The organism is Cupriavidus sp. (genome assembly GCF_057315035.1).
In genome coordinates this window covers 614,920-634,846 of sequence record NZ_DBHKYV010000002.1, presented here as the reverse complement: position 1 = coordinate 634,846, position 19,927 = coordinate 614,920, and the positions used below count along the sequence as shown (strand labels likewise).

General features: G+C 61.9%; 17 protein-coding genes and 1 pseudogene. 8 read left to right on the top strand and 10 right to left on the bottom strand.

The features are described 5' to 3' along the window. Together ACO550_RS06495 and ACO550_RS06490 are read left to right on the top strand one after the other, a co-directional pair. Nucleotides 1-1,808: pseudogene (locus ACO550_RS06495) on the top strand (Tn3 family transposase); the annotation flags it as partial. A 602-nt stretch (nt 1,809-2,410) separates the two neighbouring features. After that, nucleotides 2,411-2,551, top strand: coding sequence for a hypothetical protein (locus ACO550_RS06490; protein ID WP_485994413.1), 141 nt, complete (start codon nt 2,411-2,413; stop codon nt 2,549-2,551). Between the two features lie 14 nt (nt 2,552-2,565). On the opposite strand, the gene ACO550_RS06485 is transcribed toward ACO550_RS06490, so the two are convergent. From ACO550_RS06485 to ACO550_RS06460, 6 genes are all read right to left on the bottom strand, one after another. Continuing rightward, the gene (locus ACO550_RS06485; protein WP_315595019.1) at nt 2,566-2,745 is read right to left on the bottom strand and encodes a hypothetical protein; all 180 of its coding nucleotides are present in this window, start codon (nt 2,743-2,745) and stop codon (nt 2,566-2,568) included. A gap of 914 nt (nt 2,746-3,659) precedes the next feature. Next, the gene (locus tag ACO550_RS06480; RefSeq protein WP_315595054.1) at nt 3,660-4,733 is read right to left on the bottom strand and encodes an AI-2E family transporter; all 1,074 of its coding nucleotides are present in this window, start codon (nt 4,731-4,733) and stop codon (nt 3,660-3,662) included. A gap of 60 nt (nt 4,734-4,793) precedes the next feature. Continuing rightward, the gene (locus ACO550_RS06475; protein WP_315595018.1) at nt 4,794-5,528 is read right to left on the bottom strand and encodes an MgtC/SapB family protein; all 735 of its coding nucleotides are present in this window, start codon (nt 5,526-5,528) and stop codon (nt 4,794-4,796) included. A gap of 12 nt (nt 5,529-5,540) precedes the next feature. Next, the gene (locus tag ACO550_RS06470; RefSeq protein ID WP_315595017.1) at nt 5,541-6,881 is read right to left on the bottom strand and encodes a TolC family outer membrane protein; all 1,341 of its coding nucleotides are present in this window, start codon (nt 6,879-6,881) and stop codon (nt 5,541-5,543) included. A 44-nt stretch (nt 6,882-6,925) separates the two neighbouring features. Continuing rightward, the gene (locus tag ACO550_RS06465; protein WP_315595016.1) at nt 6,926-9,979 is read right to left on the bottom strand and encodes an efflux RND transporter permease subunit; all 3,054 of its coding nucleotides are present in this window, start codon (nt 9,977-9,979) and stop codon (nt 6,926-6,928) included. Then, the gene (locus ACO550_RS06460; RefSeq protein WP_315595015.1) at nt 9,976-11,073 is read right to left on the bottom strand and encodes an efflux RND transporter periplasmic adaptor subunit; all 1,098 of its coding nucleotides are present in this window, start codon (nt 11,071-11,073) and stop codon (nt 9,976-9,978) included. Before ACO550_RS06460 ends, ACO550_RS06465 begins: the two co-directional genes overlap by 4 nt. Nucleotides 11,074-11,378: 305 nt before the next feature. On the opposite strand from ACO550_RS06460, the gene ACO550_RS06455 reads away from it, so the two are divergent. Beyond that, nucleotides 11,379-12,092, top strand: coding sequence for a helix-turn-helix domain-containing protein (locus ACO550_RS06455; RefSeq protein ID WP_315595014.1), 714 nt, complete (start codon nt 11,379-11,381; stop codon nt 12,090-12,092). A gap of 16 nt (nt 12,093-12,108) precedes the next feature. Here the strand turns inward: ACO550_RS06455 and ACO550_RS06450 are convergent, their stop codons facing one another. Continuing rightward, on the bottom strand, nt 12,109-12,816 hold the full coding sequence (locus ACO550_RS06450; protein ID WP_315595013.1) for a TetR family transcriptional regulator: 708 nt from the start codon (nt 12,814-12,816) through the stop codon (nt 12,109-12,111). 213 nt (nt 12,817-13,029) lie between these two features. Between ACO550_RS06450 and ACO550_RS06445 the strand changes: the two genes are divergently transcribed. Genes ACO550_RS06445 through ACO550_RS06430 form a run of 4 tightly spaced genes read left to right on the top strand, consistent with a single transcriptional unit; the run spans nt 13,030 to nt 16,550 of the window. Further along, nucleotides 13,030-13,659: a paraquat-inducible protein A gene (locus ACO550_RS06445; protein ID WP_315595012.1), complete on the top strand. Its 630-nt coding sequence runs from the start codon at nt 13,030-13,032 to the stop codon at nt 13,657-13,659. Then, nucleotides 13,656-14,330: a paraquat-inducible protein A gene (locus ACO550_RS06440; RefSeq protein WP_315595011.1), complete on the top strand. Its 675-nt coding sequence runs from the start codon at nt 13,656-13,658 to the stop codon at nt 14,328-14,330. The genes ACO550_RS06445 and ACO550_RS06440 overlap by 4 nt, the downstream gene beginning before the upstream one ends. Further along, nucleotides 14,314-15,945: a PqiB family protein gene (locus ACO550_RS06435; RefSeq protein ID WP_315595010.1), complete on the top strand. Its 1,632-nt coding sequence runs from the start codon at nt 14,314-14,316 to the stop codon at nt 15,943-15,945. The genes ACO550_RS06440 and ACO550_RS06435 overlap by 17 nt, the downstream gene beginning before the upstream one ends. Further along, entirely contained in the window at nt 15,942-16,550 is a 609-nt protein-coding gene (locus ACO550_RS06430) for a PqiC family protein (protein ID WP_485994434.1), read from the top strand. Before ACO550_RS06435 ends, ACO550_RS06430 begins: the two co-directional genes overlap by 4 nt. A 126-nt stretch (nt 16,551-16,676) precedes the next feature. Here the strand turns inward: ACO550_RS06430 and ACO550_RS06425 are convergent, their stop codons facing one another. Then, complete coding sequence (locus ACO550_RS06425; protein ID WP_315595008.1) at nt 16,677-17,297, bottom strand: FMN-dependent NADH-azoreductase; 621 nt, start codon at nt 17,295-17,297, stop codon at nt 16,677-16,679. A 125-nt stretch (nt 17,298-17,422) separates the two neighbouring features. Between ACO550_RS06425 and ACO550_RS06420 the strand changes: the two genes are divergently transcribed. Then, nucleotides 17,423-17,881 carry a winged helix-turn-helix transcriptional regulator gene (locus ACO550_RS06420; RefSeq protein WP_315595007.1) on the top strand — a complete coding sequence of 153 codons (459 nt, stop codon included), beginning with the start codon at nt 17,423-17,425 and terminating at the stop codon, nt 17,879-17,881. A gap of 338 nt (nt 17,882-18,219) precedes the next feature. On the opposite strand, the gene ACO550_RS06415 is transcribed toward ACO550_RS06420, so the two are convergent. Then, the gene (locus ACO550_RS06415; protein WP_315595006.1) at nt 18,220-18,756 is read right to left on the bottom strand and encodes a YbhB/YbcL family Raf kinase inhibitor-like protein; all 537 of its coding nucleotides are present in this window, start codon (nt 18,754-18,756) and stop codon (nt 18,220-18,222) included. 167 nt (nt 18,757-18,923) lie between these two features. After that, nucleotides 18,924-19,919, bottom strand: coding sequence for a tripartite tricarboxylate transporter substrate binding protein (locus ACO550_RS06410; protein ID WP_315595005.1), 996 nt, complete (start codon nt 19,917-19,919; stop codon nt 18,924-18,926). Between the last annotated feature and the right edge of the window lie 8 nt (nt 19,920-19,927).

Sequence of the window (19,927 nt, the reverse complement as noted above, 5' to 3'; positions counted from 1 at the left end):
GGCCAGTGTGCGCGAGACACTGACTGAGGACAATCAGCGGATCCGGGCGCTACTCACATCGCTGCGGGAACTGGATTTTGCCGGCCGGGAAGCGGAACCCAGCCTGCGCCGATTGGCGCTCATTGGCAAATTGCACGATAGCGGTGCGAGTGAGCTACCCCGCGGCAGTGAGGTGCCAGCCAGCGGCAGTTGGCATGACCTTATCGAGAATGACGATCGCAAACGTGCACTGCATGCGTTGGAAGCCTCGGCAATCACCGGCCTGCGCAAAGGCCTGCGACGTGGCTCCGTGTGGATTCATCACAGTCTATCTTTCCGGGAACGGGATCAACTGCTGATTCCATCGACGCAATGGAAAAACGAACGCGACCGGCATCTGTCGTCGCTGGCCTTGCCATCGACGACAGATGCGCTTATCAACCGCCTGACGGAGCGCCTCAAGGTGAATCTTGCGGCCTTGGATGAGGCACGCGAGGCCGGCCGGGTCACGATCGGCTCAGACGGTACGCTGCACCTGTCGGCATTGGAGGCACTGCCCACGGATGGGCTGCCTCGCAAGACACGCGACATGCTCTTCAAGGCCATCGGTACAGCCCAGTTCGCGGATCTGATCATGGAGATGGACGCCCGCACCGGGTTCAGCGCAGTCCTCCTGGCCCGAAGAGCGCGTGACGCGAACGAACTCGTGGCGTTGTACGGCGCGCTGATCGCGCACGGCACCGAGATCGATGCCAAGGCCGTCGCAGCGATGATTCCCCAGCTGGACGCGGCGCACATTTCGACACAGATGCGCGCGTTGGAGATGCCAGGCCGACTGGCACGTGCCAATGATCGGGTAATTGAGTTCCAGCGGACTCACACGATCACCGAACTATGGGGAGACGGCCAACGAGCCTCGAGCGACTCCATGAGCCTCGACAACACCCCATCTGTTCTATGCCCGCGCCGATCCTCGGCGGCGCACCCACGCGGTCGGGATCTATACGCATGTGCTGGACCAGCACGGAATCGTGTACAACCAGCCGATCGTGCTCAACGAGCGGCAAGCTGGCGTCGCGATCGAAGGCGTCGTGCGCCACAATGACACGCGCGACGACGGTGGCTTGCTTCGACTTTCCGTCGACACGCATGGATATACGAGCGTCGGCATGGCGGTTGCGAAACTGCTTGGATTCGATCTGTGCCCGCGTCTGCGCAATCTGGCCGAGCGCAAGCTCTACTTGCCGCGGCGATTGGTCGCCCCTGACAAGCTCAATCCGGTCGTCGCAAATGAAATCTCTCTCAAGGCTATTCGTGATGGCTGGGATGGCCTGCTGCGGCTAGTGGCATCTATCAAGTCCGGACGCGTCAGCGCTGTGGTCGCCCTCCAGCGCTTCGGCAGCGCGGCCCAAGGCGATGCCGTCTATCGTGCCGCTGATCAGCTCGGCAAGCTGCTGCGGACGCTGTTCCTATGCGACTATTTTGGCAATCCAGAATTCCGGCGGGAGTTGCATACGCTGCTCAATCGCGGAGAGTCAGTCCATCAACTCCAGCGTGCGGTCTACACCGGCAAGGTTGCGCCGGAACGGGGCCGTCGGCGTGACGAAATGATCGCGATCTCGGGCTCGCTGACCTTGCTTACCAATCTCGTGATTGCATGGAACACGCAGCGCATGCAAGTGACGGTGGATGCCTGGTGCCAGAAGGGGCAGAAGATTGATGATGACTGGCTACGGAGAATGGGGCCCACGCATTTCGGACATATCAACCTCCGGGGCACGCTGCGTTTTCCGCTAGATCGGTATAAGGAGATGCTGCTGCACGCCGCACTACTGCAAGGTGCTGATTTTTACCTTATCGAGCAAGACATCCACCTCAAAAAACTCGCGTACCACCTCGTCGTCGACGTCGACGAGGTACGAGCCATCGGCCAACTGCCGACATGACCGCAAAAGCCCAAGCCGTTTCAGGCTGACCAAAGTGAGCCTCAGCTCCATCACCTCGCGTGACGCCGCCTCCAACACAAGTTTCATGGTGCCATCTGTTCTCGTCTTGGCGACTTTTCGCAGTAAACGCCGGTTCGCACGCCGCGACCGCAGCTTGCTGCCTCGTAGAGTGTCCCCTAAGTTCCTTTAGGCGACGATCGGGCGGTACACTCTCGCGTAGCAAATTCTGTGTCATCCTTCGCTCCAGAGCCCTTCCAGTTGGAACATAGGTGCCTCGCGAAACGCGCGCTATCGGTCGTCGTCTGGAAACTTGTAACCGCATCCGTCAGGGGAAGCGCCTTGGCATTTGGCAATGGATCGTGGCCTGACGAACATAGGACCGTGGCCCAAGCCACAGGAGGCGGGCCCTGCGATGTAACATTGATCTTCCCCGCCTACGTGAAATCAATCACCTTATGACAGAAGCGCGAGAGTTGGAAGAAGCGATGGAGCACGTCCACGCCCTCTATGCCGCGCTCGCCTTGTTGCACAGCGCGGGCGCCACGGACGACGCGCGCAGGATCGCCCAGGAGGCCTTGGACGAGGCGGCCGAATTTCTGACGAACCGGCCTTCCCCCGCGCCGTAGGCCTCGTTGCCCCCTCAACCTATGCACTGTCCATCCGGCCTGTCGGGCGATCGCGCGACGGCCGCGGCGGTCGCCGCATCATTTCGTCGCAGGCGCGACTGCAGTGCCGCCACGGCCATCCCTGAAAGAAATGCGGCAACGCCGATCAACAGCGACAGGAAAGGTGTCGCAAGCCGTCTGGAAATAGCGCCCATGATCTCTCTCACAGTTGCTGCGAAAAGTCGCACGCAAGAGCAGCAAGAATCGGACCGGCGGATGTGGGACTGACCTCGTGTCGCCCCATTGCGCGCCCCTTTTCCCCATGCGACGCGGTGTTGTCCTACAGCAGTCGGCAGCGCCCCGGGGTAGCGTAAAAGCGTCTCCTCAGGGACCGGCATCGAGGCCCCGTGCATGACCTTCGCGGGCAAACCGCCGCCTACGGCCGCCTTGACCTGCGACCATGGGCTCGCACCCATGACAATGAAGTCGCAAACATTCCGAAGTGCGGACGCCGCGATGGCGCTGAAGGATTGGAATCATGGTCAGCACTTTGACATCGTCTCTGACTAAATGCACGAGATCCTTGTGTGCTCAAAACGTGGTGCTTGTCTGAACCCGCTTCGGTCGCCTCCCGCTTCGCAGAGCGGCCTTAAAGCCAGAGGGCCTCAATTTGAGGCAGCACGCACTGGTGACGTCGGGCGCCTGGCTACTGCGTGGGACGCAGCGTATCCAGCCACCATCCGCCTAAGCCATGCGCGCTAGGTCAATGGAGTACCGCGGAACGCAAGTAGTAGTACAGAGCTGAGTCGAAGTCCTTCTCTCTTTGCTCTAGTTCCAGACCTGCCGAGGTCCGACGGTAGACGTGGAACCATTGCGCATCGGACTGCGAAGCAAGCATTTCGCGAGAAGCGACTGAACGCATCGCATGAATATGCAGCTTCCCCACAATGGCAGTAAACCCCTTCAAACACATAACATCCCCCTATATCTGAAAGACCAGCCAGCCCGCATCGGATCGCGGGAAATGGGCTGGGCGAGCACTTAACTCTGAACGATATTCACGGTTGCTTCTAAGCTGAGCGCACCGTCGCAAGAACGGTTACTTCAATTGCGGAAGCTTCGGACAAGGTCAACTTTCATAGATCGCACTCGCCAGATAGCGGTGGCGCAATTCGCGCAGCGCCGTCGCCAGGATCGCGCTGACTGGCAACGCAAGCAGCACGCCGAAAAAACCGAACAGCTCGCCGAATGCAAGCAAAGCAAAAATTACCGCGAGCGGATGCAGGCCGATGCGTTCGCCGACGAAACGCGGCGTAAGGAAGAGGCTCTCGAGGATCTGACCGCTTCCATAGATGATGGCTACCGCCGCGAATCCATACGAGTTGTCGAATTGCAGTAGCGCGGCAAGCAGCGCAAAGACCAGACCGGTTGCGAAGCCAATGTAGGGAATCAACACCGCCAAGCCGGTCAGGATGCCGAGCGGCAGCGCAATCTGGAAGCCGGCGATCGACAGCGCAATGGGATAGAACGCGGCCAGCACCCCCATCACGAGCAACTGGCCGCGCAGGTATTGCGACAGCATGCGGTCCATCTCGATAACGAACTCGCGCGTCTTGCCAAGCCAGCGTCGGGGCACCAGGCTCTCCATGCGGCGGAACATTTGGTGCCGGTCATAGAGGAGATAGAAGAGCACCAGCGGCACCAGAACGACGTTGCCGATCAAGGTGGTCATCATGCCGCCGCTGGTGCGCACGTACTGCCATACAGTGAGGACCAGCGTCTTTTCGCTGCCTTCGACGTTCGCCAGTACGTCGCGCATATTGCCGAAGTGGAACGATTGACCGAGACCGAGCAGTGCCAGCTTAGGTTGTAGCCACGCGTCCAGCCTCGTGAGCAAGATGGGAACCCGGTCGGTAAGGTGCGGCCCTTCCGCTTGCGCCACCGCAACCACCAACAACACCAGTAGCGCGGCCAACGTCGCAAAGAGAAGGATCATCAAGAGCGCCGCGAACCAGCGCGGTGTGCGATGGCGCACCAGCCACTCGACGCCCGGCTGCAACATGTATGCGATGAGCGCACCCAGCAGGAAGGGCGTGAGAACGGGTCGCAAGCACCAAAGCAGAATGCCGAAACCCAGTGCGACGGCGCCCCATAACAGGGCCTGACGGCGCAATGGCGTGGGAAGTCGCACTTCTGTAGACATATCGGTTTCCTGCCGAGCCCCGGCGAATCGCGCCAAAGCATGTTCGTTTTTGTCACGGAATCAACTGCGCACCGGCACGATGCTGAAGCGCGATACGCCCTCGGTTGCCGCCATCTCCGCCGCCAGTGCAGCCGGCGACAGCGCGCGTGCCTTGTCCGGAGCGACGAGGCTGACGCGCCACAGCGCTTGTTGGTCGGCATAGGTGATAGTGAGCGTGTCGTTCAGCACACGGTAGCCGCGTGACCTTGCCCGCTCGATCAGCAGATCGAAGTCAGGCGCTTCCCCTGGCTGGAATGTCAGCGACAGATCAAGCGTCATGCGTCCCGGCAGCCGCGACTCCAGCCTATGCAACAAGGACATCGATGCGACGCACAGTAGCGCCAGCAGCAATGCCGCCGCATAGAAGCCCACGCCGAGCAACACGCCGATGGCCGCCGCGGCCCAGATGGAGGCGGCGGTGGTGAGGCCGCGGATGCTCATGCCGTCCTTCATAATGACGCCCGCACAGAGGAAGCCGATGCCGGTGACCACGCCCTGGACGACCCGCGTCGGGTCCGCCTGAATGTGCGGCGCGGCGCCGCCGTACCAGAGCGACGCTTGCCCGACGAATACCGTCAGTGCCGTGGATGCCATGCAGACGAGTCCGTAGGTGCGCATGCCGGCGGCACGGCCGTTGTAAGACCGCTCGTAGCCGACCAGCATGCCGAGCAGCAACGCGCCCACCAGGTTCAACCCGATGAATGCGTTGGCGGCCAGGAAGCCGCCGCTCCAATAGTGTTGTAGTTCGCCCAGCATTGGAGGACGCGGTCAGGAGGCGAGCCAGTCGTTGAGCGACCGAAAGGTGTCCTCGTTCAAGTCGCCCGTCGCGGCGGCAAGCCGCAGGCGGCCCAGCAGGTAGTCCAGCCTAGCCTGAACCACGTCCAGTTCCGCGGCGAACACGCGCTGCTGCGCGTCGAGCACATCGGGCTCGGTGCGGGTGCCAACGTCCCGGCCAAGCGTCGTCGCCGCCAGCGCGCTACGCGCCGACGTCAACGACTGCTCGAGTGCGGCGATACGCGACACGCCGGTCTTCACCGACAGGAACCCGTCCTGCACGTTCAGGCGCACATCACGCCGGGCGGCAGCAAGCTCCTGTTCGGCCTGGCTTTTCTTTGCAACGGACTCCCGCTCGCGCGAGTCCAGGCTTCCGCCCGCGTACAGCGGAATGTTGACCTGCAATCCCACGGTCGCAGAGCGCGTATTGGCTGCCACCCAGGGCGCCAGATTACCGGTCTGCCCTTGTGTGTTATAACCCGCCACGAGCGAGACGGTCGGGCGACTCGCGAGCCGGTACTTGTCGATCTCCACGCCGGCAATGTCGAGTTCCGACTGCCGGGTCTTGACGAGGAAGCTCTGTTCTTCCCCCTTGGCCTGCCACGCCGCAAGATTGTCCGGCTCCGGCGGCCGGGGCGAGAACCGGGCAGCGAGCCCGCTCAGTTGATCGGGCGACGTGCCAACGATCTCCTGGAAGCGCGTGCGACGCTGCTCCAGTGCGGATTGCGCCGTCACTTCGCGGCTCTCCACACCGTCCAGACGCGCCTGGGCTTCATGTAGATCGGTAATCTTGCCTTGCCCGATGTCGAAGCGCGCCTTGGCGCGGTCGCGCTGCTGCCGCAAGGCCGCCTTCTCGGCCTGTACCACGCGCAGCGTCTCCTCGCCCAGTACGACTCCGAAGTACGCTTCTGCTACCCGCAGGGCGAGATCCTGGCGCGACTGGCCGAACTGTGTTTGCGCCAGGTTCGTCTGTTCGCGCAACTGCTTCTTCGTCGCCACCGCGCCGCGGTCGTAGATCGGCTGCACCAGCACGACGCCCGCCTGGCGCACGGTTCCTGAAGTATTGGGCGGGATCAGCGAGGCGCCATCGTCAGTGGCCGAAGAATGGACGACGGTACGGCCCACGCCTCCTTGCAGCCTGAGGTTAGGAAGCAGTAGGGCCCTGCCCTGCACGGCCTTCTCCTGCCCCGCCGTAAGCGCATCGTTCGCAGCAAGGGTCGTCGGATCATGCGCCAATGCCTGCTCGTAGGCGCCCACGAGGTCGATTGCGCCCGACTCCCCGGCGCTCAGGAAAAGCATGCAGCCCAGGGCCACTTGCCCAGCCCGCAGGGCCATCTTTAATCTCTTCATCACAATTACTCTTAACGTCAGATTCGCGATCAGACGGTCGCGGGGCGCTTGGCCCGGTACCACGTCGCATACAGGGCAGGCAGGAACACGAGCGTCAGCACCGTGGCCACGGCGAGGCCGCCCATGATTGCCCACGCCATGGGGCCCCAGAACACCGAATGGGTGAGCGGCACCATCGCCAGGATGGCCGCCAGTGCCGTCAGCACGATCGGACGCAACCGCCGCACCGCCGCCTCGACAATGGCCGTCCACAACGGAACGCCGGCGCGCACGTCCTCGTCGATCTGCACGACCAGGATCACCGAGTTGCGGATGATCATGCCGGCCAGCGCGATGACACCCAGCATCGCAACGAAACCGAACGGAATGCGGAAGGCGGCGAGAACCACGCTCACACCAATCAGGCCGAGCGGCGCGGTCATCAGGACAATCGCCATCTTCTTCATGTCCTGCAGTTGGATCATCAGCAGCACGAGCACTGCGATAATGGTCCACGGCATCACCGCGAACACTGAGCGTTGGGCCTTCGCGCTCGATTCCGACGCACCGCCGATCTCGATGCCATAACCGAGCGGCAGGTCCTTCTCAAGGGCCTCGATCCGAGGCAGCAATGCACGGGTGACGTCGGGTGCCTGCGCCCCCGCGATGTCAGCACGGACCGTCATCGTCGGCACGCGATTGCGCCGCCACAACTCTCCATCCTCACTAGCAAGGGTGAGACGGGCCACCTGCGAAACCTGCACGAACTTTCCGTCGCGCACATAGATCTTGGCGTCCTTTAGGTTGTTCAGGTCCGCGCGCTCGGCCGCGACGAGGCGAGACACGATGTCGATGTCCTGGTCTTCTTCCCGAAACTGTGTGATCGGCGTACCAGAGATCGACGCCTCGAGCGCCTGCTTGATCTGGCCTGAGCTAATGCCAAGTGCACGCGCCTTGTCTTGATCGACATCGACTTGAACGCGCTTGACGCGCTCACTCCAGTCTTGGTTCACCTGGCGCACATGCTGCTCCTCGCGCATGATGGCTGCCACCTTGTCGCCGATAGCGCGGACCTTGTCGTTGTCCTGTCCATACACCCGGAACTGCACCGGATAACCAACGGGCGGACCGTTCTCCAGGCGATTGACGCGGCCACGTACGTTGGGGAACTTCTCTGCGAACAGCTTCTCGAGCTTTTCCTTCACGCGCTCACGTGCCTCGCCGCCCTTGGTCATCACCAGCATTTCGCCAAGGTTCAGGTTCGGGGTCTGTGCATCGAGCGGCAGGTAGAAGCGCGGCGCGCCATTGCCCACGAAGCTGGTCACCGCGGCGATGTCCGGATCCCCCTTGATCATCGCCTCGAGCTTCAGTACCTCGCTCTGGCTCGCCTCGAACGTCGAGGCCTCCGGCATCCACATGTCCACGATCAGCTCGGCACGGTCCGACGCCGGAAAGAACTGCTGGGGCACCGCCTTGAACAGCACCAGCGCGCCCACGAACGCGGCGAGCGTGATGCCGAGCACCCATATGCGTTGCCGCAAGCAAAAATCGATGAAGCGGCGGAACGTGACATAGAAGCCGCGCTGGTAGACCGCATCCTCGTCATGCGAGGCGTGCGCATGCTCCTTCAACAGCTTGAAACCGATGTACGGCGTGAACAGCACGGCCACGATCCACGACAGCAGCAGCGAGATTCCCACCACCTGAAACAGCGAGTACACATACTCGCCGGTGCCGGACTTGGCAAAGCCGACCGGAAGAAAGCCCGCCGCTGTGATCAGCGTGCCGGTGAGCATCGGGAACGCAGTGGCCGTATAGGCGTGGGTGGCGGCGCGGAACTTGTCCCAGCCCTGCTCAAGCTTCAGCGCCATCATTTCGACGGCGATGATGGCGTCGTCCACCAGCAGCCCGAGCGCGATAATTAGCGCACCGAGCGAGATGCGTTGCAGGTCGATCCCCATCACGTACATTGCCAGGAACGTCATGGCCAGCACGAGCGGGATGCTCAGTGCAACGACCAGTCCGGTCCGCAGGCCCAGCGACAGGAAACTCACCACGAGCACGATGACCACCGCCTCGGCGAGGCTCTTCTTGAACTCAAAAACGGAATGCTCGACGATGCGTGGCTGGTCGCTGACGGCATGAATCTGCACCCCAACCGGCAGGGTGGCCTCGATGCGCTTAACCGTTTCATCAAGCTTCGTGCCAAGCCGGATTACGTCGCCGCCCTTGCGCATGCTCACCGCAAGGCCGATGGCCTCGTTGCCATTGAACCGCATCCGAGAGGTGGCCGGCTCCACAAAGCCGCGACGGACATCGGCGATATCGCCCAGCCGGAAGGTACGCTGGCCGGCACGGATGCCGATGGCGCGAATGCCGTCTACGGAGTCGAACTCGCCACTCACGTCCAGCCGCACCCGTTCGGCGCTGGTTTGCACCGTACCGCCCGACGAGACCACGTTAGTCTGCGCGAGGGTCTGAGCAATCAGGGCCGGATCGATCCCGAGAGAGGCAAGCTTGGCGGTGGACACTTCCACATAGATCTTCTGCTCCTGCTTGCCCACGAGATCGACCTTATTGACGTCGTCGACACGAAGGAACTCGTTACGCGCGGCATCGGCAATCCGTCTCAGGTCGTCATAGTTGAATCCGTCGCCGGTGATGGCATATAGATTGCCGAACGTGTCCCCGAACTCGTCATTGAAGAAGGGCCCCTGCGTGCCCTGTGGCAGCGTATGGCGGATGTCGCCCATCTTCTTGCGGACCTGATACCACACATCCGGCACGGCCGATCGCGGTACTTCCTCACGCAGGTTGACCTTGATCTGCGTCTCCCCCGGCCTCACGTAGGTCGACGTATAGTCGATCTCTGCCACCTCCTGCAACTTGCGCTCGAGCTTGTCGGCAACCTGGTCGGCCATCTGCTGCGCGGAGCTTCCCGGCCAGTAGGCCTGCACCACCATGGTCTTGATCGTGAACTCGGGGTCTTCCTTTTGCCCCAGGCTGCCATAGGCCAAAACGCCGGCCACGGACAGCAGCAACAAAAGGAACGCGATCATCTGCGGGTGTTTGAGCGCCCATTCGGACAGATTGACGCCTTTCACTTCGAACCTCCCGCCAGGGCGACGGCCACCGCCTCCGCCACCTTCACCTGCTGGCCGGGCTGCAGCATGTGCACGCCGGCGGTCACCACCGCCTCGCCGCCCGCCAGGCCTGCCACCACAATGACGCTGTCGTTCTGTGCAGCGCCAAGCTTCACTTCACGCGAAATCACCCGTGATGTCTTGGGGTCCACGACCCACACCTGCCGGCTACGCTCGTGGTCGACGACGGCCGTCAGCGGCACGCGAACCGCGCCACTGCCGTCCACGTCGGGAACCATGACCGACGCGGTCATACCCAGACGCAGAAGGCTGGGATCGGCGTCTGCTTCCAGGATCGAGATACGCGCGGAGTACGTGCGCGTGACACTGTCAGCATCCGGCGCAAGCTCGCGCAGCTTGCCGTTCCAGGACTTTTCCGGATGTGCCCACACCGTGATCGCGAGTTTCTGGGCCTTGCGCAATTCGTCCACGCGCGACTCGGGAATGCTGATCGACACCTCGCGCTCGCCGTCGGCCGCAACGGTGACAATCGACTGGCCGGCCGTCACGACCTGACCGGCTTCCGCGTTGATGGCGCTGACCACGCCATCGCGGTCGGCCACGAGCGTCGTGAATCCGCGCATGTTGGCGTTCAGTTGCTGGCGCGCCTGCGCCGAGCGAAGCTGGGCTTCGGCCTGGCTCAACGCCAGGCGCTGCTGGTCCAGTTCGGCCTGCGAGGCAAAGTTCTGAGCCAGCAGTTGTTCGGTTCGTTTCACATCGACCCGGGCCTGGGCTACCCGGCTTCTCGCAGCGTCCGCATCCGCTCCGGCGGCCGCCACCTGCAACGCTTCCTGCGTGGGATCGAGCTGCAGCAACGGCTGTCCGCGCTTGACATGACTGCCCACTTCCACCATCCGGGCAACGATCTTACCCGCCGTCCGGAAGCCCAGCTGGCTTTCGTAACGCGCGCGGATTTCCCCCGAATAGTTTGCGCCGATTGTGCCGTTGCTACGCCCCACGACCACGGTCCGCACCGGCCTCGCGTCCGACTGTTCGGACGCAGGTTTGTCTGTACACGCCGCCAGCAGGCTCGCCGCCGCGATGATGGTGAGCACTGCCGCTCGATGATTCCTGTTCAATTTCTACGCTCCAGTAGGTCCGTCACTCGCCTGCGAGTCATCAGCGGTTCGCGCTGCCGTGCCAATGCAACGGACTCGTTCCGGGCGTCAGTGACAGCAGGCCTTCTCGGGCATGCGCCCTTCTCCGAAGCCCGGAATATACATCATAGTGAGTTATATGTCATGATGACGTTTCGTATATTTTGTATTTGTGATTGAGACGACATCAACGGGTTAGGCACATGCGGCGAGAAGAGCGCGCAGCTATGCCAACCTCGGGAGAACTGAGGAGAGACGGATCAATGAACGCTATAGAAAACGAGTTAGCCGCTAGAACAGCGCTGACAAGGGCGACTGATCACCGCCATCGCGTTGCAGCCACGCGGCGGCAGCGCATGCGCTCGCTTTTGCTGACCTGTGGGTTGCGGTTGTTGATGGAGAATCGCGCCACCTTGCCTTCGATCGACGACATCATCCGCGCGGCGCAGGTATCGCGCGGAACGTTTTACAAGTACTTTCCGTCGTCCGATGCGATCATGCGCGAGCTAATAGGGAGGGTGGCCGAGCAGTGGGTAAAAGTGGCCGACCCCATCGTGCGCAGCCACGATGATCCAGCCGAACACATCTCCCGGGGCATACGCTTGGCCTCGATGCTGGCGGTACACCAGCCGGGTGTGGCGGGCATCTTGGGACGCTTCGGATGGTCGGGTTACCCGGCGCCGAGTATGCTGGAATTCGTGCGCCGGGACATCGAGGATGGGGTGCGCCGCAATCGTTTCACGCGCATGCCCATCACGCTGGCGTTCAATATCGTTACGGGCGCCGCAATGAGCGCGATGCACTGCATACTGGAGACCGAGTGCCGCGATGATTTTTCGGAACTCGCCGCAGCCGTCGCATTGCGCGCCCTGGGCGTCGAAAGCGCGACGGCCAACGCCATATCCACCTCACCGCTGAACGCGGACATCATACTGTTCGAGGATATGCTTGGCCAAACGCTCAACGCCGCACCGTAGGCGCGGTGCGCGATCGCTAGCTGTCGGCTTCGGCGAGGGCGGCGAGCTTCTGCTGCGCCGTCCTGAGGAGGGATTCCGGTGGCGCGACCAGCTTCGGCAGGGGCGCCGCTATCATTTTTGCAGCGCTCGCTGCCGGTACGCCGAGCGCTTTCAAGACCGTGCGGACGATGCGCTCGGGATAATCCTTGGGCGTTTTGCCTTTAGCAATTCGCTGGACGGCGATGAGCGCCGCACCCGTCGCCATGTCCAGCCCTACGTTCGCGGCGTCCTCGTCGAATGTGCCACGCTTCACGCCTTCCTTGATATCCGTTGGCAGGTGTTCATATATCGCGCTCTTCCTGCCGACGAGACTGAAACCCGCACCGGAAAGAAACCGCGCCACCACCGGATAGGCACGCACCAGGTGCAGATACAGCCGACCAGCAGTGGCGACACGCAGCGCCGGATCATCGACCTCGCCCATCACGCCCTCAATCATTTCTACCATATCGTGACTGAGCGCTTCGCTGACGGCCTCCAGCAAATCATCGTTGGTGCGAAAGTGTTTATAGAAGGAACCCTGCGAGACACCGGCGGCCGCGATGACTTCCGGGATCACGCTGGAGCCGATGCCCCGCTGCGCGAAGACGATCATCGCGCTTTCGATGAGACGCCTGCGCATCCGCGCACGCCGTTCAGCGGCAACGCGCGGGCGATGGTCTTGGAATTTGAGGTCGGCGGACATCTTCGGTAAGAGAATCTTTTGTGACGGGCGATTATGGCACAGCGCGAGCCGGGCACGATGCGGGCCCGCTACCGTTGTAAAATAATGTTCGTCATGATGACAAAGTAGTCGTTATGAAGCAGAATTTCAGGACTTTATCTTCCCGGTCCATGAGCCCCGTCCGTGCATCAGTTCTTCTTATCTCCGCCGCGTCCGTGCCAGGACCCACATCGGATGATCGCCTGCGCGCATTGCGACGCACTTCATGTCCGCACGGCACTGGAGGCGGGCGAACGGGCCATCTGCGTGCGCTGCGGCGGGGAACTGTATCGCGACAGTACGGGGGCCTACCGCCGCCTGCTGCCGCTCGTCGCGACAGCGGTGATCCTGTTGTTAATCTCGAACATGTACCCAATCGTCGCCATGGACCTCAAGGGCACGCGCATGGAAACCACCCTATGGGGCGCGATACAGGTGCTCTACACGGACGACATGACGCTGGTGGCCCTGCTCGTGTTCGCGACGACGCTCCTGCTACCCCTGGCCGAGCTGTTCATGATGGGCTTCCTGCTCGTGCCGATGGCCCAGCGACGCATGCCCCGTGCGTTCCACCACATCGCACGCGCCATTCTGCTGACCCGACCATGGGGCATGATCGAAGTGTTTATGATCGGGGTGCTCGTCACGCTAGTGAAACTATCGACCGTCGCGCAGGTGCTGCCGGGCGTCGCGCTCTGGTCGTTCGGCGCGCTGGTGGTGGTGCTTGCCGCCATTCTGTCCTTTCCTCCGCGCGACCTCTGGCACCACCTCGATGTGCGCGGCACGGACGGCGGGTCGGTCTCCCCGCCGGAAACCGCGTCATGAGCACGCACGGGTCGCACCACCCGACGGCGACTTCCCATGGCCTACTGGCTTGTCATGCGTGCGACCGCCTCAGCCCGAGGACGCTGGAAGGGGCACCCTGCCCGCGCTGCGGCGCCACATTGCATCATCGCAAGCCGGCGAGCATGACGCGCGCCTGGGCCTTCCTGCTTTCCGCCTACCTGCTCTATATCCCGGCCAACCTGCTGCCGATCATGGTGACGCAGTCGATCTTCGGCACCCAGCACGACACCATCCTGTCGGGCGTGATCTACCTGTGGCAGTCGGGCTCGCACATGCTGTCTCTGGTCGTGTTGACCGCCAGCATTGTCGTGCCGCTGCTCAAGATGATGATCCTGACGCTGCTGTTGCTGACGGTGCGCCGCCGATCGACCTGGCGCATCCGCGAGCAGACCCGGCTCTATACGGTGGTCGAAGTCATCGGCCGGTGGTCCATGCTCGATATCTTCGTTGTGGCACTGCTGGCCTCGCTGGTGCGGGCCGGATCGCTGGCTACCATCACGCCAGGGGCCGGTGCCCTCGCCTTTGCCTCGGTCGTCGTACTCACCATGCTCGCATCCCTAAGCTTCGATCCCCGTCTGCTGTGGGACGCCTTCGATGCGCCGCCTCATCCTCCCGATTCCCCGCAAGCCGACCATGCCCCAACACATTAATCCTCCCACGCCGCAAGCCATACCGCAGCCGGTCCACAAGCCACCCGCTCGCTGGCTGCCTTCGCTGGTCTGGCTGATTCCCATCGTGGCCGCGGTGGTCGGACTTTCGCTACTCATTAGCACGCTTGCATCGCGCGGACCCGAGATCACGGTCACGTTCCGCACCGCAGAAGGGCTGACGCCCGGAAAAACCCCCGTGCGCTACAAGGACGTCGATATCGGCATGGTCACAACGGCACGGCTGACAGCGGACCGCTCTCATGTGATCGCGACGATTGCCTTGACCAAGGATGCAAAAAGCTTCGCCGTGGCCGATACACGTTTCTGGGTGGTACGGCCACGCTTTGCCATCAGCGGTGTGTCGGGGCTCGAGACGCTGCTATCTGGCGCATATATCGGGGTGGATGCGGGCAAATCTGCCGAGACCAGGCACAGCTTCACCGGGCTCGAAGTCCCGCCCGTGGTCACCACCGATGCCTCCGGCAGGCAGTTTGTTTTGCGCGCGCAAGACCTCGGCTCGCTCGACATTGGCTCGCCGGTCTACTATCGTCGCGTCCCGGTCGGCCATGTCGTGGCCTACAAGCTCGAACCGAACGGCCGCGACATTACGCTGCGGGCCTTCGTCAACAAGCCCTATGACGAGCTCGTGTCCGCGGATACGCGCTTCTGGCACGCCAGCGGCGTGGATCTCAAGCTCGACGCGAACGGGCTGAAGCTGTCCACGCAGTCGCTGGTCACCGTGATGCTTGGCGGCGTGGCCTTCCAGGCGCCGGAGCACTCGGCTACGCACACCGCGGCTGCGGAGAACACCGAGTTCCTGCTGGCCGCGGACCAGTCCGAAGCTATGAAGGAGCCGGAAGAGCTCGCCCCTGCGCTGGCAGTCCTCAATTTTGATCAGTCGGTGCGTGGTCTGTCTCCAGGGGCGCCCATCGATTTCCGAGGCGTGACCGTCGGGCAGGTGCGCTCGATCGGCATCGAATACCAGCGCGACAAGAAGGCCTTCCGCATGCCCGTGGTGGTGGAACTCTATCCTTCCCGCATGGGTCTGCGCGAGAAGGATGTGGCCGACGATACGCGCAAGCTCGCCATCGTGCATAGCCTCGTACAGCGCGGCATGCGTGCGCAACTGCGCACCGGAAACCTGCTGACCGGGCAGCTATACGTGGCACTCGACTTCTTTCCGAAGGCGCCTCTGCCCGATGAGCTCGACCTGAACGCGTCGCCGCCGCAACTCCCCACCACGCCTGGGACCTTTGACGAACTGCAAGCCAAGCTTGGTGACATCGTGACCAAGATCGGCAAAGTCCCGTTCGACCAGATCGGACAGGACGCGCGAACGGCAATGGTGTCGATAAACAAGATGCTGGTCAACGCAGACAAGCTCGTTGCACAGGTCAATGGCGACGTGGCACCGCAGGTGCTGGCGGCGCTGCAGGATGCGCGCCGCACCCTCGCCACGGCCAATGGCGCGCTGGCGCCCGACGCATCACTGCAGCAGGACGCACGGCGGATGATGCAGGAACTCACACGAACTGCCGCTTCACTGCGCACGCTCACCGACTATCTCGAGCGGCATCCCGAAGCGCTTCTGCAAGGAAAGAGGGACGAGAAATAATGACACGTCGGACGATACTGTTTCCGCTGGCCATCGCGGCTACTATCTTGATGAACGGCTGCGCGTCGCCTGAGCCGCGCTATTACACACTGGCGGCTAATTCGTCTAACGCCCCAATGGTCGTGACCGGGCGAGCCAGCCGGATCAGCAGTCCACTATGGATCGAGGTCACGCCAGTGCGTGTGCCGGAGCGCCTGAATCGTGCTCAATTAGTTGTTCTCGACGGCTCTGGCGGTGGTGTCAAGTTGCTCGACACGTCCCGTTGGACGTCTCCATTGCCGGACGAGCTTCGCGATGCACTGTCGCAGCGACTTCAATCGACCCTTGATGCGGTGGATGTCTACCAGCACGGCCAGCCGGCGACGCAGCCAGCGTTCCGCGTGACAACAGAAGTAGTCAGCCTTGATGCCGAAGTGGGTAAGCATGCAGCGGCAACCATCACGTGGACCGTGCGGCGACTGCCGGACGGTAAGGTCCTGAGCGGTCGTACCGAAGCCGATGCGCCCGCACCCGGCCAGCTCGATGGCGTGGTACAGGCATATCGGCAGATCGTCGCCGCAACGGCCGCCGACATAGCAGCCGGCGTGCAATCGATTGCTCACTAGTCGTGAATCGCTCGCAAGAGGTTACTGAGCATGGCAATCTCACGTGATCAAGTCATTCCGCCGGAGATGGCGAAACTACTGTTATCTTGTTTCGCCATCTTCTTGCGATCCATGAAGCGGTTGGCTTCAGGCCACGAGCCAATCTTCGATCTTTCGCCGTGCCTGTTCAATAGCGACCTGCCTCTGCTCGGCTCCGGCCGACACCCCTTCGGCGGCAACGACTTCAAGTTGGGATACGCCAACGAACGAAAATACGCTTCGCAAATAGGCTTCCGCGTGCTCAAGCGCTGCGTTGGGCGACCCTGTTCCGTAGAACCCGCCGCGGGCGACAGCCAGCACGATACGCTTATCCCCTACCAGCCCTTCCGGTCCTCCGGCCGTATAGCGGAAGGTCTTTCCCGCTATGGCAATGCGGTCGATCCAGGCCTTCAATTGGCTGGCGATACCGAAGTTGTAGAACGCGACACCAATCACGACAATGTCCGCCGACAGGAATTCTTCGAGGATGGTGCGTCCCAACTCAATATCTTGCACAAGCTCAGCGTTGTTCGCCGATGCAGGATCCACGGACGCGGCCAAGTATGCGCCGGACAAATGTGGAACGATTGTAGTGGCGAGGTCACGGTATGTGACATCGGCCGCCGAATGCGCGGTCTTGAACTTTTCGACGATGGCTGCCGACAGGGTACGACTTACGGAAAGGCCTCCGAGAATGCTGGACTCAATGTGAAGAAGCTTCATGGTCATTCGGGAATCTCCAATGTAGGGCTGACCATCGCGGCGTCGAACCATCAAAATTCAATGAGTGCGATTGCGGGACGGCTTGCGCTCAACATACCGAGCTTTGGGACCCGCGACAAGGAGGCACACTGATGTTACCTGCAACCACTCGACAGCAGTCAAATGCCGCGGCCGGCAGTGTGCTTGATCACGATGACATCTTGCTTCGGATATCGGACGGGAGCACCGAGTATCACGGAACCTGCGAACAGGCGCGGGCTGTCTTGGCCCGCATCGGCGACAAGTGGAGCGTTCTCATCCTCATGCGCTTGAGCACCGGCAAAACGCGGTACAACGACTTGAAGCGCCAGCTTGGCATCTCGCAGCGGATGCTTACGTTGACATTAAGAGGATTGGAGCGGGATGGACTCGTCCTGCGAACCGTGCATGGCACGATCCCGCCTCGGGTCGACTACGCGCTGACTGCGCTCGGCCAGTCGTTGCAGAAGCCCTTGGGGGAGCTTAAAGCTTGGGCCGCTGCGCATGTCGCCGACATTGAGCAGGCGAGGCAGGAGTTCGACCTCCGTAACCACACAAACTTGGATCGATAGCTACGCTCGGCCTCGCGCGAGTTCGCCCCAGAGAGCGCCTCGAGTGTGTTCGTCTGAACACTTAGGGTATGGCCGCAATTCCTGTATTCGTGGGGTTGTCTCCGGAAATCCGCAGCTGGCACGCTGGTGAGGCCGCGTCGTGACCTCGGCGCCGGCTCCATCGCAGGCCCGGTAGCGCATCCTTGTATCAACGACATAACGTCATGATGACAAATACAATCAGGCGGATGGCTTGGACATGAAGTCTCGAACCGCCGTGCACGCTGATATTGGTTTGCCTTGGCACCATCCGCGACCACGGACCATTTGACGGGTACGTTTTTGCAACTGGGAGCCCTTCAAACAGTCAACCGGAAGTTGGGTACTGAGCGTTTATATACACCGGTCAGGGTCGCAGTCGCGAGGGTATTCTGGTGGATCACGAAGCGCACCACGGCGTTGGTAGGTTTGGCCGGCAGCTCCAGCTTCGGTACGCCCAGCGCATGAACCGTGAAGATGTAGCGGTGCGCGGGCAAGCCCACTGGCGGGAGCGGTCCGCCGTAGCCAGCGAGCCCGTAGTCGTTGGCAGCCTGAGTGCCGCTTGTGCTCCGGTCATTGACATCGGCGGAGCCTACACCGGCGGCGAGCTGTGTGACTGATGAATCGATGTCGAACACGATCCAATGCCAAAAGCCGCTGCCCGTAGGCGCGTCCGGATCGTACAGCGTCAGCGCGAAGCTCTGAGTGCCTTCCGGCGCGCCCTGCCATTGCAGCGCGGGAGAGCGGTTCTGGCCCGCGCCGTCGAAGCCATTGAACTCGTGCACCAGCTGCAGCGGATTCTGATCTTCGAATTCCGGCGATGTGACTGTGAAATTGCCCACGCTATTTCCTTTCATTTAAAGCGCCTTGTCTGCCGATCTCCAATGCCAAACGCATGCAGCCGGCACTGACGGCGTGACACCCATTGCATAGCGCTTCGTAAGCGACTCTGTTGTCGGGAGCGCCAACAGACGGGCCCGTCTTCCCATTATCTGGTAGCAGCCAGTCTTCCTGACGAAAGACGTTACTCGGGCTCGATGCCGGCGGCCTTGATCACCTTTGCCCATTTCGCTGTCTCGCTGCGCACGAATGCTGCCAGCTCTTCTGGCGTTGAAGGGGAAGACTGGCCGCCTGTCCGGCTGAAGTGTTCGATCGCTGCGGGGTCGGTCAACCCCTGTCGAATCAGTTGGCTCATGCGCGCGACGACGGGCTTTGGCGTATTGGCGGGGAAGAAGGCAGCCACCCAAGCAGTCATCTCGTACCCCGGCAGGCCGCCTTCCGCCATGGTGGGCACATTGCCGAGCAGGGGATTGCGCCCTGACGTGGTCACGGCTACTGCTCGCAGCTTGCCGTTCTGGATCAGCGGCAGCGCTGGGTTGATGTCAGAAATCATGAAGTCGACCTGGTGCCCCATCAAGTCGGTCAAGGCCTGGGGCACGCCCTTGTAGGGCACATTCAGTGCCGATACACCGCTCATCATCTTGTAGAGTTCACTGGCTACCCGTGTGGAGGAACTTCCGCTTGAAAAGGTCATCTTGCCTTGGCGGCTTTCGGCCAGTGTGGTGAGGTCTGATATCTTATGCACCGGGCTGTCTGACGGCACCACCAGGACCAATCCGCTCTTGGCGATCAGCGACACCGGCGCGAAGTCGTTGATCGGATCATAGGGCAGCTTTCTGAACAGAGACGCATTGGCCGCGTGGGTGGTATTTGTTGTAATGAGCATCGTGTAGCCATCGCCGGGCGCTGTCGCGACCGCCGTTGCCGCGATGAACCCGTTTGCACCCGGACGATTCTCTACGACGACGGAACGACCGGTTTGTGCAGTGATGGTCTGGGCGATATAGCGCGCTGTGTTGTCCGTGCCACTACCTGCGGGAAATGGCACCACGACACGGACAGGCTTACTTGGGTATTCATTCGGGCCGCCGGCGGCCCAGCACAGCTGCGATGCCGCACAGGCAGCCATGAGTCCGGACAGCATGGTGAGCATGCGTCGCCGGGGAAATCGCTGGAACATCTTGTCTC

Excerpts from the sequence above, each read along its gene's own strand:
- ACO550_RS06475 (WP_315595018.1), bottom strand. The coding sequence starts at position 5,528 with ATGCTGGGCGAACTACAACACTATTGGAGCGGCGGCTTCCTGGCCGCC.
- ACO550_RS06410 (WP_315595005.1), bottom strand. The coding sequence starts at position 19,919 with ATGTTCCAGCGATTTCCCCGGCGACGCATGCTCACCATGCTGTCCGGA.
- ACO550_RS06435 (WP_315595010.1), top strand. The coding sequence starts at position 14,314 with ATGCCCCAACACATTAATCCTCCCACGCCGCAAGCCATACCGCAGCCG.
- ACO550_RS06425 (WP_315595008.1), bottom strand. The coding sequence starts at position 17,297 with ATGACCATGAAGCTTCTTCACATTGAGTCCAGCATTCTCGGAGGCCTT.
- ACO550_RS06415 (WP_315595006.1), bottom strand. The coding sequence starts at position 18,756 with ATGAAAGGAAATAGCGTGGGCAATTTCACAGTCACATCGCCGGAATTC.
- ACO550_RS06450 (WP_315595013.1), bottom strand. The coding sequence starts at position 12,816 with ATGTCCGCCGACCTCAAATTCCAAGACCATCGCCCGCGCGTTGCCGCT.
- ACO550_RS06470 (WP_315595017.1), bottom strand. The coding sequence starts at position 6,881 with ATGGCCCTGCGGGCTGGGCAAGTGGCCCTGGGCTGCATGCTTTTCCTG.
- ACO550_RS06455 (WP_315595014.1), top strand. The coding sequence starts at position 11,379 with ATGAACGCTATAGAAAACGAGTTAGCCGCTAGAACAGCGCTGACAAGG.
- ACO550_RS06480 (WP_315595054.1), bottom strand. The coding sequence starts at position 4,733 with ATGTCTACAGAAGTGCGACTTCCCACGCCATTGCGCCGTCAGGCCCTG.
- ACO550_RS06485 (WP_315595019.1), bottom strand. The coding sequence starts at position 2,745 with ATGGGCGCTATTTCCAGACGGCTTGCGACACCTTTCCTGTCGCTGTTG.
- ACO550_RS06440 (WP_315595011.1), top strand. The coding sequence starts at position 13,656 with ATGAGCACGCACGGGTCGCACCACCCGACGGCGACTTCCCATGGCCTA.
- ACO550_RS06445 (WP_315595012.1), top strand. The coding sequence starts at position 13,030 with ATGATCGCCTGCGCGCATTGCGACGCACTTCATGTCCGCACGGCACTG.
- ACO550_RS06490 (WP_485994413.1), top strand. The coding sequence starts at position 2,411 with ATGGAGCACGTCCACGCCCTCTATGCCGCGCTCGCCTTGTTGCACAGC.
- ACO550_RS06420 (WP_315595007.1), top strand. The coding sequence starts at position 17,423 with ATGTTACCTGCAACCACTCGACAGCAGTCAAATGCCGCGGCCGGCAGT.